The organism is Nocardiopsis sp. KDC1DS13DA1, from assembly GCF_055632325.1.
In genome coordinates, this window is record NZ_JBVMUY010000036.1 from 66,986 (window position 1) to 84,617 (window position 17,632).

Consider the following 17,632-nt stretch of genomic DNA (forward strand, 5'->3'; position numbering starts at 1 on the left):
ACGACGTAGCGAAGGACGATCAGGCGTGGATGACTGGTCCCCCCGGCAGCACGGCTCCCCCGGGCCCCCCGAGGGTTCGGATGACACACGAACGCGGGGCACCCGGCCGGAGAACCCGTACCGCATCCCGCGGCGGTCGGAGGCTCCCCACACCCCCGCACCCGACCACCCCGGCCCCCCTGACCCCGTGGCTCCCCCCGAAACCCGCCCCCCGCACCCGCAGTCGGGTCCCGAGGACTCCTGGGACACCCCCGTCCCCCAGCCCCACCCGATCGGCCCCGGGGACGCTCCGGACGCCCGGGCGGAGGACAGCTGGGCAGGCGGATGGGACGACCCCAGGCCCGAGGACAGCTGGGCCGGAGGCGGCTGGGACGACGCCCGGCCGGACGGGGAGCGCCGCCCGGATCAGCCGCACCAGGACGTGCCCGACCACCGCGGCGACACCCCCCACCCGGTCGGTGCGGCCGCGCACGCGGAACCGGAGGGGTGGGCCCCCGCACCGCAGGAGGGCGGGTGGGGCCCGGAGGCGCCCCGTCCCCCGGACCGGACCGGACCGGCTCCGGGCGGCCCCGGCGATGAGTACCTGTACGGCGGCGGACCCGGGGACCCCGGGGGACCGTACGGCCCCGGCGGACCCGGCGCACCCGAACCGCCGAAGCGCCGCTCGCGCAGGGGGCTGGTCATCGGCCTGGTCGCCGCGGTGGCGGTGCTGGCGCTGATCGGCGGCGCCGCGTCCTGGTTCGTGCTGTCCAGGCCCCGGCCGGAGGAGGCGCTCACCGCGTACACCGCCGCCTGGGAGGAACGCGACTACGCGCGACTGGCCGACGTCACCACCGGGGACGACGCGGCCGCGGTCATGGAGGGGATCGACTCGGGCCTGGGCCTGGAGACGGTGGCCGTCGAGGTCGGCGCCGCCACGGTCGACGGGAGCAGCGGCAGCGCGCCCTACGAGGTGACCGTCACCCTGTCGGGTGCCAGCGACTGGGGCTGGGAGGGCGAACTCCCCCTCGTCCGGGAGGACGGCAGATGGCTGGTCGACTTCACGCCCGAGGTGGCCCACCCCGGGCTGGGCGAGGGTCAGACCCTCGCACGCACGACCGTCTGGGGCGAACGCGGCCACGTGCTGGCCGCCGACGGCACCCCGCTGGACGACGCGACCGGTTCGCTCCAGATGATCGTGGGCACCCTGGGCGAGGCCACCGAGGAGGACGTCGAACGGCTCGGCCCCGCCTACGGCGTCGGCGACACCGTCGGTGTCTCGGGGCTGCAGCGCAGCTACGAGGAGCGGCTGGCCGGTGAGGCGGCCACGACCATCCTCGCGGTCGACGCGGCCGCCGCCGAGGACCCCGACACGCTGGAGGCCACGGAGGCGAACACGGTCGCGACCCTGGACGGCAGTGCCGGCCAGGACATCACCACCAGCATCGACATGGCCGTGCAGGACGCGGCGGCCGCCGCCATCCTCACCGCGGACGACCCCGCCGGGATGGTCGCCGTGCGCCCCTCCACCGGTGAGATCCTGGCCGCGGTGAACGTCCCCGGCGGGTTCAACCGCGCCTTCGAGGGCCGGTACCCGCCCGGTTCCGCGCTCAAGATCATCTCCTACAGCGCGCTGCTCGACTCCGGCATGACCACCGACACCACGATGCAGTGCCCGGAGGAGTACAACCCGGGCGGCTGGGCGTTCGTCAACGCGGGCGGGGCCGACTACGGTGCGCAGACGATGACCGAGGCGTTCGCGACCTCCTGCAACACGGCCCTGGTCGCCGGCGTGGTCGAGCAGCTGTCGTCGGAGGACCTGGTGGCCAGCGCCGAGCGGTTCGGGATGAACGCGCCGCTGGACATCGGGGTGCCCAACTTCGACCCCAGCTTCCCGGCACCGGACGGCGCCGTGATGATGGGGGCGCAGAGCATCGGCCAGGGCCAGGTCGAGTCCTCCCCGCTGCACATGGCCACGGTCCCGGCGGCGATCGCCGACGGGTCGTGGCGGCACCCGGTGCTGGTGACCGACCCCGCCCGCGACGGCCTGCCCGAGCCGAACCCGATCGCCAACGCCGAGGCCATCCGGCCGATGATGCGTGCCGTGATCACCGACGGCACCGCCCGTGACGCGGGCTTCCAGGGCGAGGTGTACGGCAAGACCGGCAGCGCCGAGTACGGCACCCCGGAGGGTGAGGACGACGAGCTGCCCACCCACGCGTGGATGGTCGGCTACAAGGGTGACGTCGCCTTCGCCCTGGTGGTGGACGGAGGCGGTGGCGGCGGGTCCGTGGCCGGACCGATCGCCGCGAGGTTCACCAACGCGCTCTGACCCGGCGGACCCCCGGCCTCCCGCGGCCGGGGTCCGTCACGGCGCCGTCCCGGCCGGGTCCAGTCCGACCGGGGCGGGCGCCACCGGGGTGTCGGCGGGCTGGGTCGTCTCGGTGGTCTCGGCCGGATTCGCGGGTGAGGCCTGGGGCGGACTCGGGGTGAGGACGAAGAGCAGGACCAGAAGTCCGGCGGTGACCGCCGCGATCACGGCGCACGCCACCCACGGCCGCCAACCGCTCAGGCTGGGGTCGACCGGGGCATCGGGGTCGTCCGACCCGAAGGCTTCCAGGCGTCCGGCAAGCTCCGGTGCCTCCTCGCTGAGCTGCCGCTCGATCTGCGCGAGGATTCTTCGCTCATGCTCTCTCAACGACATGGCACCCTCCTCAGCCGCCGGGGGAAGGACTGTCATCTCCGGGTGCCTACAGTCTCCCCCGGGTGGGGGTCGGATATCCAGGTTCCGAGGGTTTTCCTCGGAGGGATTCGACTCATCCGAGGTCTGGTGTTTGCGCTGTTCCGGGCAGGCGTCAGCGCCGGGACGAGCGGTACCGGCATCCGCGCCGGCTCAACCGGGGTAGCACTCCACCTCGGCGGCCTTGACCCCCGCCCAGACGGGGGTGCCCCGCACCAGCCCCAACTCGGCCAACGCGGCCGGACTGATGTCGGCCGACAACGGCACCGGGCCCGCCAGACGGACCCTGACCTGGTCACCGAACCGCTCGACGCCCTCCACCGTGAGCCGCCACAGGTTGCGCGGACTGCCGTGCGGCCGGTCCGCGTACAGCGCGACGGCCCTGGGCGGGAAGGCCACCAGGACCTCGCCCTCGTGCGGCTCGTGCACGTGGACCAGCGGAGCCTCCTCGCCCTCCGGTCGGAGCACCGTCACCACGGACCCCCGGCCCCGGCCGCGGAACAGGTTGAGCCCGACCAGACGGGCGACGTAGGGGGTCCGGGGCCGCCTGGCCACCTCGGCCGGGGTCCCCTGCTGGACGATCCGCCCCGACTCGACCACGGCCACCCGGTCGGCCAGGACCATCGCGTCCAGCGGGTCGTGGGTGACCAGCACGGCCGCGCCGTCGAAGTCCTCCAGCAGGTGGCGAAGGCGGGCGCGCACGTCGACGCGCGTGCTGGCGTCCAGCGCCGCCATCGGTTCGTCGAGGAGCAGCAGCCGGGGGCGCACCGCCAGCGCCCGGGCCAGCGCGACCCTCTGGGCCTGGCCGCCCGACAGCCGCCCCGGTCTGGAGCGCGCGTGGGCGGCCAGGTCCATGCCCGCCAGCAGGTCGGCCGCCCGTCCGCGCGCCGCGGCCTTGGACAGGCCCTGGCAGCGCGGTCCGAAGGCGACGTTGTCCAGGGCACTCATGTGGCGGAAGAGCAGGTAGTCCTGGAAGACCATGCCGATGGGACGGCGTTCGACCGGCGTGGTGGTCTCGTCCCGGCCCTCGACCCGCACGTGCCCGTCGGTGAGCGGGACCAGTCCCGCCAGGGCGCGCAGGGCCGAGGACTTGCCCGCCCCGTTGGGGCCGAGCAGGGCCAGCACCTCCCCCGGGGCGACCTTTAGTGTCACGTCGAGGGTGAAGTCCCCCCGGGTGAGCCGCAGCCGGGCGTCGACGGCGGGTGCTCCGGCTCCGGGACGGTCCGCCGGGGGCCGTCGGTCGTCGGCCGCGGTCACGTCCACCTCCCGCGCAGACCGGCCAGGACGGCCAGGGAGACGAACAGGAGGACGAGGCTGAGCACGACGGCGGCCTCGGGGTCGCGTTGCATGGCCATGTACACCGCCAGGGGCATGGTCTGGGTGGTGCCGGGGAAGTTGCCGGCGAAGGTGATGGTGGCACCGAACTCGCCCAGCGCGCGGGCCCAGCACAGGGCGGCGCCCGCCCCGACCCCCGGCAGAACCATGGGCAGGGTGACGCGGGCGAAGACCGTGGTGCGGCTGGCGCCCAGGGTGGCGGCGGCCTCCTCGAAGCGGCGGTCCGCCCCGCGCAGCGCGCCCTCCACGCTCACGACCAGGAACGGCATCGCCACGAACACCTGGGCGAGGACGACGGCGGCCGTGGTGAACGGCAGCGTCAGCCCGAACCAGGCGTCGAGGTGGCGGCCGAGCAGTCCGTTGCGGCCCAGGACCAGGAGCAGCGCCACACCGCCGACCACCGGCGGAATGACCAGGGGAACGGTGATCAGGGCGCGGACCAGGCGCCGCCCGGGGAACTCGGTGCGGGCGAGCAGCCAGGCCAGCGGTACGCCCAGAACCAGGCACACGGCCGTGGCGACGGTCGCGGTGGACAGGGACAGCCACAGCGCGGACAGCACCGCCGGGTCGGTGAGGCGATCGCCCATGGTCGCCCAGGGGGCGCTGACGAGCAGACCGACCAGGGGCAGGACGAGGAAGGCGACGCCGAGGAGCGCGGGGACGAGCAGGATCCAGGGCGGGCGCCCCGAACGGGCGCGCAGCACCCTCCCGCGGGTGGCGGCGGGGGTGGTCACGGCGCCCCGAACCCGGCGGCGGTGAGGACGTCGGCACCGGTGTCGGACAGGACGAGGTCGACCCACGCGGCGGCCAGTTCGGGTTCGGCGGCCTCGGCCAGGACTCCGACGGGGTACTCGTTGACCGCGGAGCCGGCCTCGGGGAAGTCGATGCCCTCGACCGCCTCCCCGGCCGCGGCGACGTCGGTGGCGTAGACCAGACCGGCGTCGACCTCGCCGAGCTCGACCTTGGTCAGAACGGCACGGACGTCCTCCTCCAGGGTGACCGCGGCGATCGCGACGCCCGCCGCGTCGGTGACGGCCGCGGTGGCCGCCCCGCACGGGACCTCCGGCGCGCACAGGGCGGTGGCCACCGCGTCGTCGGCGAGGTCGGCCAGGTCCCCGACACCGGCGGGGTTGCCCGGGGGCACGGCGATGCGCAGGGTGTTGGTGGCGAAGACCGCGCCGTCCCCGCCGTGGTCGGCGGACCACGCGGGGTCCAGGCCCGCGCCGTCGACGACCAGGGCCATGGTGTCGGTGTTGGCCGAGGCGAACACGTCGGCGGGGGCTCCGGAGTTGATCTGGGTGGCCAGGGCGCTGCTTCCCGCGAAGCCCAACTCGACCTCCACGCCCGGGTTGGCGGTCTCGAACTCCTCGGCCAGCGCGGTGAAGACGTCGGTGAGGGAGGCTGCGGCCAGGACGGTGAGCGTTCCGGCGCCGTCGGCCTCCGCGGCGGCTCCCCGCCCGCCCGGTCCGGCGTCATCGCCCGCGGAGCAGGCGGTCAGGGCGAGGGCTCCGGCGAGGAGGGGGGCGGCCCGGCGGAGGACGGCGGTTCGGGGGTGTCGGGGGGTGTCAGGCATGGTGGCCTCCGGAGGTCTCGACGATGACGTTGGTGGACTTGACGATCGCCGTGGCCAGGGCGCCGACCCGGAGGTCGAGTTCGTCGGCGGCCTCGCGGCTCATCAGGGAGACCACGCGGTGGGGTCCGGCCTGGATCTCGACACTGGCCATGACACCGTCGCGGGTGACGCTGGTGACCAGTCCGCGGAAGCGGTTGCGTGCGGAGGAGTACTCGCGGGCGGGGTCGTCCTCGGGGGCGGCGCGCAGGTGCCGGGCGAGGGCGGCTCCGTCGATCAGGCGTCGGCCCGACTCGTCGCGCGCGGCGGGTAGGCGGCCGGAGTCGACCATCCGCCGGACGGTGTCGGCGCTGACGCCGAGAAGCTCGGCCGCGTCACTGATCCGGTAGGTGGGCATGGGGAGAACGTAGCACTGGCGTTCGCGACCATTCCAGCCCCGTCCAGATCGCATCTGCGATCTTGTACGGATCACCGACTCGTATCTGCGAGGTCAGTGCCTCCTTGTGGGATCGTCCGTCCCCGTGGCGGCGCGGCGGCCTATCCCCGGTTGCCGAGGAAGAGTTCGGAACGGTAGGCCACCTCCACACTCCCGTCCCGCGCGTGGTCCTCGCACAGTGCGCGCACCAGCCCGAGGAACCCCTCCCCCTCGCTGTCGACCGCCCGCCGCACCTGGGTGGAGGACGCGGACATGCGCACGAAGTCGGCCACGGCCACCCGCGTGCGCCAGGTGAGGACCGAGACCCCGACGTGCCCGCCGGTCGGGTCGAACCCCGCCGCCAGTTCCCCGGCGATGTCGAACTCGCGGTACCTGCGGGTGTAGCCCGGGCTGTGCCGCTCCAGCAGGGTCTCGTAGGCGTCGAGGAACCCGCTGAGGGTGTAGTCGCGGTTGTTCTGCATGACCGCGAGCAGCCCTCCGGGGGCCAGCGCCCCGGCACAGGCCGCGACGAACCGGGGGCGGTCCATCCACTGGTAGGCCTGCGCGGCCATGACGAGCTGGACGGGGGCGGCGAGCGCCTCCAGGAAGGGTTCGGCGGCTCCGACCGCCCACCGCACGTCCGGGAACTTGGCCCGACCCCGGTCGACCATGCTCTCGGACACGTCGACGGCCAGGTAGCGCGCCCCGTCCCCCAGGACCGGGCACAGTCCCTCCAGAGCGATTCCGGTGCCCGCCCCCGCGTCCACGACCGTCACCTCGGGAAAGGACGGGAGCTCGTGAACGATGATCCTGAAGAATTCCTTCGGGTAGCGCGGCCTGTACAGGTCATAGTCTTCACTGAGCCCGTCGAACTTCTGTTTCGCCCCCACGCCCACATCCTTTCCGAAGTGGCCGGTGAAGACCCTTGTCCGGATGAACGGGAAATACCACGGGCCCCACCCGGCGATCAGCAGTCGTGCGAAAAACCGAACGGGAACGCATCTCGGCGCCCACCACCGTACCCGAAACGGATCTCGGGTTCATCCGCGCCTCAGCTTTCCCGCGGGGGCGTGCACGCCCGCCGGACGAGGAATCCGAGCACCCGGCGGCTATATGTGCTATTTGACCGCATCCGGCCGGGAGTGGCGGCGAACTCCACACCACAGGACCGAAGGCTCCGTTCACGCGAAATCCCCAATCCGTGGCACCGCCGGTGAGAAACGCGGAACCGCCCCGAAACAGTCCCGCCGAACCACGGAAACCGAGCGGAAAAGGGAAAGCACCGAACCATAGTGTGCGGGCGCCGTGCGGCTGACCCTCACGTGACCGCTTCTTGGGCGAACCGGTACCAGCGTGGGGCGCACGCTGGAGGAGAGGGTGGAACCGCCCCACGGGAACCCCTGTCCGGAAGGAGGCGGATCATGTCCGCCGCAGCTGAGACCGCCCGACCCTTCGACGCCGAACTGCTCAAGCGCGCGGTGGAGTCACGCGACGCCGACACCTTCCTGGCGCAGTTCTCCGACGACGCCGAACTGGAGATGTTCGACCGGCGCACCCCGCCCAGCGCCCCCACCGTGCTGCACGGCAGGGACGCCATCGGGGCGACCATGCGGGAGCTGTTCGCCAGGGACATGCGCCACGAGGTACTCCAGTGCGTCGTCGAGGGCGACCACGCCGCCTACACCGAACGGTGCGCCTACCCCGACGGCAGCAAGGTCATGAGCATGACGATGCTGGACCTGAGGGACGGCCGTATCATCCACCAGTCCACCGTGCAGGCCTGGGACGAGGAGCACGCCACCGGGATCGAGGTGGGCGACTTCGACGCGCCGACCGGGAGCGAGGCGCTGGGTCCGGGGCGCGCCGACATCGTCCGTATCGGCGGCACGGACATCGTCCGCATGACCCTCGACCCCGGATGGCGATGGTCCACCCACGTCAGGGAGTCCGTCGGCACCGACCTGTGCATGCTGGACCACTGCGCCTACATCGAGTCCGGCACCCTGTGCTGCCGGATGGCCGACGGCACCGAGACCACGTTGCGTGCCGGACAGCTCGCGTGCGTCCCGCCCGGCCACGACGCGTGGGTCGTCGGTGACGAGCGGGTCGTCCTCATCGACTGGAAGGCCAGGAACTGAGCGGTGCCCGCACGGGCCACCGCCCCGCTTCGGCCCGCCCGTCGCCCGCCACCGCCCTCAACGGCAGGCCCGGGCGGTGTGCACCGTGGAGGCCGCCAGGTAGAACGCGTCCGGTCGCCAGAGCACGCCGTCCGGGGCCTCCGGGTCCGCCAGCCGTTCCAGCACGGCACGGTCCTCGGCGTCGAGCGCGTCGCCGAAGGTGTCCACCGTGTGCTCCAGGTGAAGGCGGAGGAACTCGCGCACCCGTGTGTCCAGCGGTGCCGGGTGTTCGACGAGGAAGGTCCTGGACCCCGTGGGAACCAGTCCGGCACGCGCGAGCATGGCGGGCCAGTCCTCCACCTGGTCCACCGCCCCCGGAAGGTCGGCCCGCATCTGCGCGAAACGGTCCTCCCAGGCCGCGTCGACGCGTGCCTGGAGCCCGGGACGGCCGACACCGATGTCGCGGGGCAGGTAGCGCGGGGACAGACCGCCCTCGGCGACCGCGAGCAGCCCTCCGGGGCGCAGGGTGGCGGCGAGCCCGTCCAGAGCCGCCTGCTGGTCACCGACGTGGTGGACGGTCTGACTGGTCCAGACGACGTCCGCGGCGCCGAGCGCCCCCAGGTCGTCGGGCAGGTCCACCCGCAGGGTCTCCACCCGTCCGCCGACCCCCTGCCCCTCGGCGCGTGAGCGGGCGTGGGCCAGCAGCGGCTCCGACTGGTCCACCGCGACCACGGTCGCCGAGGGGAAGTGCCGGGCCAGCACACATGTGATCGCTCCGGGGCCGCTGCCCACGTCCAGCACACGGCGCACGGGGCCGACGCGGTCGTCGGCGCCGACGAGACCGTGCAGCCAGTCGGCGGCCGTGCGGAGGTAGGGCTCGTTCACCTCCGCCTTGAGTTCCAGGTGCGCGACCATGCCCTCCCAGTCGATGTCGTCCCCGTGGTGGTGTGCGCCCATACGGCCTCGCGTCCTCCCTGTCGGATCCGCCCCGGCCCTCACGGACGGGGCGCGAACACCCTCAGGGTGCGCGGAGGGCCCCGACACGACAACTTCCGTTGCCGGTTCCGGGACGCGGCCCGCCGATCCGCGTCCACCGTCCGGGATTTCCCGGAAACGGCACGCCCGCTTGCCGTGTCCGCACCGGGCGGGTGGGATGGACGCGTGCACGATCCCGCCACCATCACCCGCGCCCTGTCCGAGGTCGGCCCCCGGTTGCGGCGGCTGCGTACCGAACGCGGCCTGACACTGGCCGCGCTGTCGGAGATGACCGGTATCTCGCGCAGCACCCTGTCCCGGCTGGAGTCGGGACAGCGCCGCCCCAGCCTCGAACTCCTGCTGCCGATCTCCCAGGCCCACCAGGTCCCCCTGGACGAGCTGGTCGGCGCGCCCGAGGTCGGTGACCCGCGCGTACGGCTCCGGCCCAGGCGCGCGCACGGCAACACGGTGGTGCCGCTGACCACCTTCCCCGGGCCGCTGCAGGCCTACAAGATGATCCTGCCCGCCTCGCGCGAGACCCCCGAGCCCCGCACGCACGAGGGGTACGAGTGGCTCTACGTTCTCTCCGGCCGGGTGCGTCTGGTCCTGGCCAACCACGACGTGCTCCTCACCGCGGGGGAGGCGGCCGAGTTCGACACCCGGCTCCCCCACTGGTTCGGGACCGACGGTGAGCGCCCCGCCGAGATCCTCAGCCTCTTCGGCAAGCAGGGTGAGCGCGTCCACGTCCGTGCCCGGCCCGCGAAGAACGACACCCGCGGCGGCTGAGGCGGGTCTCGGATCCACTACCACCGGCGCGGCGAACCGCGTGCCGGTGACCGGCATGCGGGTCGTCACAGCGCGCGGAGGCGCCCGTGGCCGGGGGGACCGCGACGCGTGGCGGTGATCACGGGGATCGGCGCGCGCCGCGGGGACTGGCCGCCCCGGGCGCCGTGTTGGACGCGGGTGGCACCGCTCCGAGCGGTGTCTCCCCGGCGCTCCGCCCGAAGGCGGTTCCCGCGCCACACACGCGTCGCGTCGCGACCGCCCTCGTCCCGCCCAGCGCTGGAGCCTTCCTTGACCCTGCTCTCCGCACGCCCGGAACACCGCTCTCCCGTCCGCTCCGACCGGCCGGCCCCCGACCCGGCCACCGGGTCCGGCCTCCCCCGCCCGTCCCAGGGGCGCACGGTCACGCGCCCGCGCCGCCAGGCGGCGATGCTCGTGCTCGTCCTCGGGGTGCTGTCCGCGATCGGCCCGCTGGCCACCGACCTCTACCTGCCCGCTCTGCCGGACATCGCCGACGACCTGGGCACCAGCGAGTCCAGCGTCACGTTCACCCTGACCTCGGTGATGGTCGGCCTGGCGCTGGGCCAGCTCGTGGCGGGCCCGCTCAGCGACCGCTGGGGGCGGCGGAGGCCGCTGTTGGTCGGCATGGGGGTGTTCACCGCCGCCACGTTCGGTTGCGTGCTGGTGACGAGTGTGGAGGCGTTCGTGGCGCTGCGGTTCGCGCAGGGCCTGTCGGCCGCCACCGGTCTGGTCGTCGCGCGCGCCGTGGTCCGCGACGTGTTCGACGGCGACGCGGCCGCCGCGTTCTTCTCCCGGCTCGTCCTGCTGGCCGGGCTCGCCCCGATGCTCGGGCCGGTCCTCGGCGGTCAGCTCCTGGTCCTGGGGTCCTGGCGGCTCATCTTCACGGCCCTGGGCGCGGTGGGCCTGGCCACGCTCGCCCTGGTCCTCCTCGCCCTGCCGGAGAGCCTGCCCGCCGACCGCAGGGAACGCCTCGGAGCGGCCGCCCAGCTGCGGCTGTTCGCCCGTCTGCTGCGCGACGTCCGGTTCACCGGACCGACGCTCACCCTGGCACTGAGCTTCGGGATGAGCTTCACGTACATCTCCGCGTTCTCGTTCGTCTCCCAGTCGCGGTTCGACGCCACACCGCAGCAGTTCAGCGCGGTGTTCGCGGTGACCACGCTCGGCATGGTCCTCGGCAACCAGCTCAACGTCGCCCTGGCGCGCCGTGTGGAGATCCACCGGCGGCTGGCGCTGGGCCTGGTCGGGTCCCTGGCCTCGGTCGCCGCGCTGCCGCTGCTGGCGGCCTTCGGGCCGGCCGACCTGGCCACGGTGACCGCAGCGCTGTTCGCCATGATGGTCTGCACCGGCCTGGTCTCCCCGAACGCGACCGCGCTCGCCCTGAACGGCCAGGCGCCGCGCGTCGCGGGGAGCGGGTCGGCGCTGCTCGGGACGGTGCAGTTCGGTCTGGGTTCGGCGCTGGCGGCCACGGCGGGCCTGTTCGGCCCGGTGACGCTGTCGAGTATGGCCGCCGTCATGGTCGCCACCGCCGCGGGCGCGCTCGCCGTCTTCGCCGTCTCCGTGTTCCTGGTCCACCGGCGGGAACGCTGACCGGCGCGGCCAGCGTGGGTCCCCGCGTGTGTCACACCCCCGGTCTAGTGTGGTGCGCGCACGCAGGAGCGACCGCGAAGGAGTCCCCGTGACACCCCAGACCCCCCGCGCCGAGGCCCTGACCGGCGACGCGCCCGGCACGTGGGCCGAGATCCTCCCCCTCCTGGAGAGCCACACCGGCACCTACTGGCTGACGGCCACCCGCGCCGACGGGCGTCCGCACACCCGTCCCGTGCTCGCGGTGTGGACGTCCGGGCAGCCGTGGTTCGCGTCGGGGGAGGGCACCGCCAAGGCGAACCTGCTGTCGGCCGCGCCGGAGGTGAGCCTGGCCTTCCAGGCGGGCGGGATGGACCTGGTCGTGGAGGGGTCGGCCCAGCGGATCCTGGACCGCGCCCGGGCGGGCCGCGTCGCCCGCGCCTACGCCGAGCGGTACGGGTGGGCGCCGGAGGCCGGTGAGGGCGTGCTGACCGGGTCGGAGGGCGCGCCGACCGCCGGTCCCCCGCCGTACGCCGTGTACACGATCGTGCCGACGACGGTCTACGCGTTCCCCTCCGACGGCGCACCGCACGGCCCCACCCGGTGGCGGTTCGACGCCTGAACGAGGGGACCGGCGCGGCGGACGGCCGCGTCGCCTGCCTGACGGCCTTCCGCCTCTCGAACTCCCGGGTCGGAGGAGGCCGACTGGTCGTTGGCGGACGCGGCGCGGTCGCTGAACACGGACAGGGCCGGTACACGCCCTGAGCGGGCGGCCTCAGCCCAGGGGCGTGCCCTGGCGTTCGGAGATGTGCCGGGGCACCCCGATCCCGGGGGCCAACGCCGGGTCCGGCACCAGCTCACCCCACACCGTGCGCAGCGGGAGCTCTCCGGCCCACAGTCCCAGGGCGGCGTCGGGGCTCTCGCCGTCCTCCGGCGGACCGGAGCTGGTCTTGACCGAGGCCTCGTCGAGCGGGAGCGCGAGCAGCGCGGTGGCGGCCAGCTCCTTGCGGTCGGGCAGGCGGGCGTACCCCCACTGGCCGGGTGCGCACTGCTCGGTGAGGACCCGCAGGCCGGTGAGCTTCTCTTCGGGGTCCTCGACCAGGCGCGGGACGCCGAAGACCATCGCGCTGCGGTAGTTGACGCCGTGCTCGAACACCGAGCGGGCCAGCACCAGCCCGTCCACGTGTGTCACCGTCACGCAGACCTCGGTGTCGGGGGCGGCGACCAGGCTGCGGCTGGCCACGGAGCCGTGCAGGTACAGGGTACGCTCGTCCGCGCCGTAGACCGTGGGTACGACCAGGACGCTCCCGTCCACGACGACGCCCATGTGGCAGACGAAGCCCGCGGCGAGGACGGCGTCGAGTTCGGCGCGGTCGGTGCCGCCCTGTTCGCGCAGGCGCCGGTGCCGGGTCCGTTCGGTGGCGGACGGCGGCGGGAGGTGGGGGGTGGGGGACATGGATCAGCTCTTCCGAAGCCGTGACGGCTTCCCTCGGGGAACCTACCCGGGCGATCCTACTGATTCTGTTGTAAAAAAGCCACGAGAAAACTGAATCAGTTGATTCTTCGCAAATTTGCAACCGATTCACACACCATGATCATCCTCCGTTTCTCTCAGCGCGCCTCCGTACCCCTTCCGACGGGGACCGCCCTTGCGATGATCCGTCCGGTCGTCATACGTTTTGCGGCGACAACCGAGGACGGGGTGGGAGAACCATGCGGATTCTGGTCGTGGGCGCGGGCGCGCTCGGAGGCTACTTCGGGGCGTGTCTGGCGCGTGCCGGTCGCGACGTCGACTTCCTCGTCCGACCCGCGCGCGCCGAGCTCCTGCGTGAGCGCGGCCTGCGCGTGCGCGACCTGGACGGAGACGTGGAGTCCACCCCGGTGTCGGCGGTGACCGCCGACCGGGTCGGCGCCGACTACGACCTGGTGCTGCTGGCGGTCAAGGCCTACGCGCTGGACGCCGCACTCAAGGACCTGGCACCCGCCGTCGGCCCCCGCACGGTGGTGGTGCCCTTCCTCAACGGCATGCGCCACGTCGACGTCCTGGTCGAGCGGTTCGGCGCCGACCGCGTCTACGGCGGGGTCGGGCTGGTGCAGACGCGCCTGGGCGGGGAGGGAGAGGTCGAGCGGGTCGGCGACCTGGCCGAACTGGTCTACGGCCCGCTCTGCCAGACCCCCGTCCAACCGCTGGAGCGCGTGCACGCCGTCTTGGACGGCGCCGGGTTCACCGCCACGGCCTCCGACGGGATCCTCCAGCGCATGTGGGAGAAGTGGGTCTTCCTGGCGACCATGGGCGCCTGCAACTGCCTGATGCGCGGCCCGATCGGACCGGTCAACCGCGCGCCCGGCGGCGCGGAGTTCACCGCCGCGATGACCGCCGAGGCCGTGGCGACCGCCACCGCGGCGGGCCACCCGCCCCGTGAGGAGTTCCTGGGCTGGGCCCGGTCGGCGATCTCCAGCACCAGCGGCAACACCAGTACCTCGATGTACTGGGACCTGACGCACGGGAACCCGGTGGAGGCCGACCACATCGTCGGCGACCTGGTCCGCCGCGCCCGCGACTTGGGGGTGTCCACTCCCCTGTTCTCCCTGGCCCACACCCACCTGAGCGTGTACTCGGCCAGCCGGGACTCCTGAGTCTCAGCCGCGCGCGGCCCCGGCACCGATCGGGTCGGGGCCGAACACGGCGCGCACCCGGTCGGGGTCGATCCCGTGGCGCTCCGGTCCGTACCGGTGCCCGCCCGGGTTCCTCCTGCGGTCGCGCCGAATGTGGCGCGGCGTCCGGGCCCGGGACTCGGCGTCGAACCCCGCTCCGAGGGCGTGCCACGCCCGCTCGGCCACCCCGACCGGCTCGGCGGTCAGCTCGCCGTGGGGCAGGTCGAGGAAGCGGCCGGGGCCGTGCGCGCGGCGGACCCTCCTGGCCCGCTCCGCGCCCTCGGACCAGGTCTCCAGCCGCGCGCGGCCGATCCAGCGCGGGTCGACGTCGCGGCGGTGCGGGCGCATCCCCGCGACCGGCGCGATCAGGGTGTTGACCGGGTACACCCACCACCGGGGGCCAACGTTCACGGGCACCCCTTTCACGCACTCGTTTCCGGGGCGTGGCAGGACGATTCGACCACGGCCGCCCAGGAGGCGCAAAGGCCGTGCGCAACGGGCCTTCGGCCCTCTGGCCCCCGGCGGGGGAACGGCGTAGGTTATGTGCTGAACAGCAGCTGATGCCCTGCGGCACATGAACGACCACGAACGTCTGATGCGCGTCCTGGGCGAGATCCAGCGGGACCTGCTCCACACCACGCTCCGCGCGACCGAGGCCGACGACCTGCGGCTCGTGCACCTGGCGCTGCTCCAGGCGCTGCAACGCCGCGACGGGCCGACCGTGAAGGAGCTGGCCGCCCTCATCGGCCGCTCGGAGTCGCGTACCAGCCGCCTCGTCGACCAGCTCGTCCGCCGTGCCCTGGTCGAACGCCGTGAGGACACCGACGACCGGCGGGTCCGGCGGGGCCGGCTCAGCGGCGGCGGGCACGCGGTGCTCCGCCGGATCGACGCCGTCCGCGCCCGGGCCCGGCTGGAGCTGCTCGACCACCCGGACGACGACGAGCGCGCCTCGGTGCTCCGCGCGACGGAGCTGTCGGCCGAGGCGGCGAGGAGGTTTCGGCATGAACGTGATCGGGCTGGACGCGGTCGACGCGCGGCTGCTCGCAACGGTGGGCGGTAAGGCCGCCGGACTCGGCGAGATGATCGCGTCGGGCGAACGGGTGCCGCCGGGCTTCTGCCTGACCACCGAGGCGCACAGGTCGGGAACGGTACCCGAGGACGAGCTCGCCGCCGCCTACGAGCGGCTGGGCGGCGGGCCGGTCGCCGTCCGCTCCAGCGCCACGGCCGAGGACCTGCCCGACGCCAGCTTCGCCGGGCAGCAGGACACCGTGCTCGGCGTGCGCGGAACCGGGGAACTGGTCGCGGCGGTGCGCCGCTGCTGGGCCTCGCTGGACTCCGACCGCGCGGTCGCCTACCGCGAGGCCGCCGGGATCGACCGCGCCGACACGCACATGGCGGTCGTCGTCCAGCGGATGGTCGACGCACGGGTCGCCGGGGTGCTCTTCACCGCCGACCCGCTCACCGGCAGCCGCTCCCGCATGGTCGTGGACGCCGCCCCCGGGCCGGGCACGGCCGTGGTCGAGGGCAGCGTCGTCCCCGACCACCACGTCCTGGCGGACGGCGCACCGGCCGCACCGGTCGAGGACGGATGCCTGACCGCGGAGCAACTGGAGGAGTTGCGTGCGGCGGGCAGGCGGCTGGCGGAGCACTTCGGCTCCCCGCAGGACGTGGAGTGGGCCTACGACGCCGACGGAGTGCTGTGGCTGCTCCAGTCCCGGCCGATCACCACCCTCTTCCCCCTCCCCCCGGACGTCGGGAAGCCCGGCCCGCGCCTGTACATGGAGGCCGGGCACATCCAGGGCATGCTCCGGCCGTTCACCCCCATGGGCATCGACCGCATGATGCACATCTGGGTGAAGTGGTGCTCCGTCTACGGCATCGAGGTCGACCCACGCGAGGGGGCCTCGATCCTCACACTCGTCGGGGGGCGTCTGTACATGGACCTCACCGACTTCATGCGCAGCGCGCCGGTACGGGGGCGGGTCCCCCAGAGCATGGGGATCTACGGCCCGCAGGTCAGACGCGCCGTCGAGTACCTCATGGACGATCCCCGGTTCGCGCCGGTCCCCGGGCTGCCCTTCGCCCCGGGCCCCGCCCTGAGGTTCACCGCCCGGCTGCTGCCGACCGCCGTGGCGCACATGGCCGCGACGATCGCCCGCCCCGCGAGGGCCAGGGCCAGGGCGGCCCGGGCGCTCGGCGAGTTCCGGAGCCAGCCGCGCCCCGGGCCGGAGGCCACCACCGCCGAGCGGCTCGACTTCGTCAGCGAGGACGCCTACGCCCCCATCCTGGGCGCCCCCATGATGGACGTGGTCTGGCCGACCTTCGCCGGTATCGCCCTCGGCCTGCTCCCCTCTGCCCTGCTCGACGGGGTGGCCACCGACGAGGAGCTCGACGCCGTCCTGGGCGGCATGCCGCACAACGTCACCACGGAGATGGACCTGGCCCTGTGGGAGCTGGCCGGGAACGCGGGTGAGCACCGCGACCTGCTCCTGAACACCGATCCCGCCGAACTGGCCGACATGTACCACCGGGGCGCGCTGCCCGACATCGGCCTGGCGGGCTTCCTGGAGGTGTACGGCCACCGGGCGGCGGCCGAGGTCGACATCGGCATGCCGCGCTGGGCGGAGGACCCCGCCCCGCTGTTCGCGACCCTGGCCAACTACCTGCGGGTGGAGGACCCCGGGCAGGCGCCCGACCGCAGGTTCGCCAGGGCCGCGGTGCGGGCCCGCCGGACGATCAGCGAACTGTCGCTGCGCGGGCGCGCCCGGCGACCCGTCCGCGGGCGGATCGCCTCCTTGGCCATGCGCCGGTCGCGCGAGCTCACCGGATCGCGCGAGCTCGCCAAGTTCTCCTGGCTCATCCCGTTCGCCGAGATGCGCCGCCAGCTCCTGCTCATCGGCGCGGACCTGGTACGACGGGACCTGCTGGATCGAGGCGACGACGTCATGTTCCTCAGAATGGACGAGGTGCGCACGGCCGTCCACGACGGAGCCGACCACCGGGCCCTGGCCGCCGGGCGCCGGGCCGTCTACGACCGGGAGGTGCGCCGCCCGAGCGTCCCGGCCCTACTCATGTCCGACGGTACCGACGTGGAGACGGTCGTCCCGCGTCCGGAGCCCGAGGAGGGCACACTGCCCGGCATGGCCGCGGCGGCGGGCCGGGCCACCGGTCGGGCGCGGGTGGTCCGCGACCCGTCCGGGGCGCACGTCGAGCCCGGGGAGATCCTGGTCGCGCCGACCACCGACCCGGGGTGGACACCGCTGTTCATGACGGCGGCCGGGCTGGTGACCGAGACCGGTTCCCCGGTGGCGCACGGTCCGACGGTGGCCCGCGAGTACGGGATCCCCGCCGTGATCTGCGTGCGCGACGCCACCCGGCAGATCCGCACGGGCCAGGTCATCACGGTCGACGGCACGTCCGGCACGGTCACCGTCGAGCCGGACGGGGGCGGGGAGGCCTGACGGGTCGCCCGGAGGCAC

Annotated in this window: 17 protein-coding genes; 8 read left to right on the forward strand and 9 right to left on the reverse strand. The window is 73.8% G+C overall.

The window, feature by feature from the left end:
- Nucleotides 1-25: 25 nt before the first annotated feature.
- Complete coding sequence (locus ACTVAJ_RS24430; RefSeq protein WP_470390590.1) at nucleotides 26-2,311, forward strand: penicillin-binding transpeptidase domain-containing protein; 2,286 nt, start codon at nucleotides 26-28, stop codon at nucleotides 2,309-2,311.
- A gap of 36 nt (nucleotides 2,312-2,347) precedes the next feature.
- Here ACTVAJ_RS24430 and ACTVAJ_RS24435 read toward each other — a convergent pair whose 3' ends face one another.
- From ACTVAJ_RS24435 to ACTVAJ_RS24460, 6 genes are all read right to left on the reverse strand, one after another.
- Nucleotides 2,348-2,683, reverse strand: a complete 336-nt coding sequence (locus ACTVAJ_RS24435; RefSeq protein WP_470390591.1) for a DUF3040 domain-containing protein — start codon at nucleotides 2,681-2,683, stop codon at nucleotides 2,348-2,350.
- A gap of 189 nt (nucleotides 2,684-2,872) precedes the next feature.
- Nucleotides 2,873-3,976, reverse strand: a complete 1,104-nt coding sequence (locus ACTVAJ_RS24440) for an ABC transporter ATP-binding protein (protein WP_470390592.1) — start codon at nucleotides 3,974-3,976, stop codon at nucleotides 2,873-2,875.
- Nucleotides 3,973-4,788, reverse strand: a complete 816-nt coding sequence (locus tag ACTVAJ_RS24445) for an ABC transporter permease (RefSeq protein ID WP_470390593.1) — start codon at nucleotides 4,786-4,788, stop codon at nucleotides 3,973-3,975. Before ACTVAJ_RS24445 ends, ACTVAJ_RS24440 begins: the two co-directional genes overlap by 4 nt.
- A complete protein-coding gene (gene modA / locus ACTVAJ_RS24450) occupies nucleotides 4,785-5,627 on the reverse strand; it encodes a molybdate ABC transporter substrate-binding protein (RefSeq protein WP_470390594.1) in 843 nt (280 codons plus the stop codon). Before modA ends, ACTVAJ_RS24445 begins: the two co-directional genes overlap by 4 nt.
- Nucleotides 5,620-6,021 carry a TOBE domain-containing protein gene (locus ACTVAJ_RS24455; protein ID WP_470390595.1) on the reverse strand — a complete coding sequence of 134 codons (402 nt, stop codon included), beginning with the start codon at nucleotides 6,019-6,021 and terminating at the stop codon, nucleotides 5,620-5,622. The genes modA and ACTVAJ_RS24455 overlap by 8 nt, the downstream gene beginning before the upstream one ends.
- A 140-nt stretch (nucleotides 6,022-6,161) precedes the next feature.
- Entirely contained in the window at nucleotides 6,162-6,929 is a 768-nt protein-coding gene (locus tag ACTVAJ_RS24460) for a class I SAM-dependent methyltransferase (RefSeq protein ID WP_470390596.1), read from the reverse strand.
- Nucleotides 6,930-7,460: 531 nt separating this feature from the next.
- On the opposite strand from ACTVAJ_RS24460, the gene ACTVAJ_RS24465 reads away from it, so the two are divergent.
- Entirely contained in the window at nucleotides 7,461-8,177 is a 717-nt protein-coding gene (locus ACTVAJ_RS24465) for a nuclear transport factor 2 family protein (RefSeq protein ID WP_470390597.1), read from the forward strand.
- A 57-nt stretch (nucleotides 8,178-8,234) separates the two neighbouring features.
- Here ACTVAJ_RS24465 and ACTVAJ_RS24470 read toward each other — a convergent pair whose 3' ends face one another.
- Complete coding sequence (locus ACTVAJ_RS24470; protein ID WP_470390598.1) at nucleotides 8,235-9,113, reverse strand: class I SAM-dependent methyltransferase; 879 nt, start codon at nucleotides 9,111-9,113, stop codon at nucleotides 8,235-8,237.
- A gap of 204 nt (nucleotides 9,114-9,317) precedes the next feature.
- On the opposite strand from ACTVAJ_RS24470, the gene ACTVAJ_RS24475 reads away from it, so the two are divergent.
- The 3 genes from ACTVAJ_RS24475 (at nucleotide 9,318) to ACTVAJ_RS24485 (ending at nucleotide 12,120) form a co-directional block, all read left to right on the forward strand.
- Entirely contained in the window at nucleotides 9,318-9,917 is a 600-nt protein-coding gene (locus ACTVAJ_RS24475; protein WP_470390599.1) for a helix-turn-helix domain-containing protein, read from the forward strand.
- 288 nt (nucleotides 9,918-10,205) lie between these two features.
- Entirely contained in the window at nucleotides 10,206-11,522 is a 1,317-nt protein-coding gene (locus tag ACTVAJ_RS24480; protein WP_470390600.1) for a multidrug effflux MFS transporter, read from the forward strand.
- 88 nt (nucleotides 11,523-11,610) lie between these two features.
- Entirely contained in the window at nucleotides 11,611-12,120 is a 510-nt protein-coding gene (locus tag ACTVAJ_RS24485; RefSeq protein ID WP_470390601.1) for a pyridoxamine 5'-phosphate oxidase family protein, read from the forward strand.
- Between the two features lie 153 nt (nucleotides 12,121-12,273).
- Here ACTVAJ_RS24485 and ACTVAJ_RS24490 read toward each other — a convergent pair whose 3' ends face one another.
- Nucleotides 12,274-12,954 (reverse strand): pyridoxamine 5'-phosphate oxidase family protein, encoded by a 681-nt coding sequence (locus tag ACTVAJ_RS24490; RefSeq protein WP_470390602.1) that lies wholly within the window; start codon nucleotides 12,952-12,954, stop codon nucleotides 12,274-12,276.
- A gap of 257 nt (nucleotides 12,955-13,211) precedes the next feature.
- On the opposite strand from ACTVAJ_RS24490, the gene ACTVAJ_RS24495 reads away from it, so the two are divergent.
- Nucleotides 13,212-14,135, forward strand: coding sequence for a ketopantoate reductase family protein (locus ACTVAJ_RS24495; protein ID WP_470390603.1), 924 nt, complete (start codon nucleotides 13,212-13,214; stop codon nucleotides 14,133-14,135).
- A 3-nt stretch (nucleotides 14,136-14,138) separates the two neighbouring features.
- On the opposite strand, the gene ACTVAJ_RS24500 is transcribed toward ACTVAJ_RS24495, so the two are convergent.
- Nucleotides 14,139-14,564 (reverse strand): hypothetical protein, encoded by a 426-nt coding sequence (locus tag ACTVAJ_RS24500; RefSeq protein WP_470390604.1) that lies wholly within the window; start codon nucleotides 14,562-14,564, stop codon nucleotides 14,139-14,141.
- 163 nt (nucleotides 14,565-14,727) lie between these two features.
- Here ACTVAJ_RS24500 and ACTVAJ_RS24505 point away from each other — a divergent pair, with 163 nt between their 5' ends.
- On the forward strand, nucleotides 14,728-15,213 hold the full coding sequence (locus ACTVAJ_RS24505; protein WP_470390605.1) for a MarR family winged helix-turn-helix transcriptional regulator: 486 nt from the start codon (nucleotides 14,728-14,730) through the stop codon (nucleotides 15,211-15,213).
- On the forward strand, nucleotides 15,155-17,614 hold the full coding sequence (locus tag ACTVAJ_RS24510) for a PEP/pyruvate-binding domain-containing protein (RefSeq protein WP_470390606.1): 2,460 nt from the start codon (nucleotides 15,155-15,157) through the stop codon (nucleotides 17,612-17,614). Before ACTVAJ_RS24505 ends, ACTVAJ_RS24510 begins: the two co-directional genes overlap by 59 nt.
- The last annotated feature ends 18 nt before the right edge of the window (nucleotides 17,615-17,632 follow it).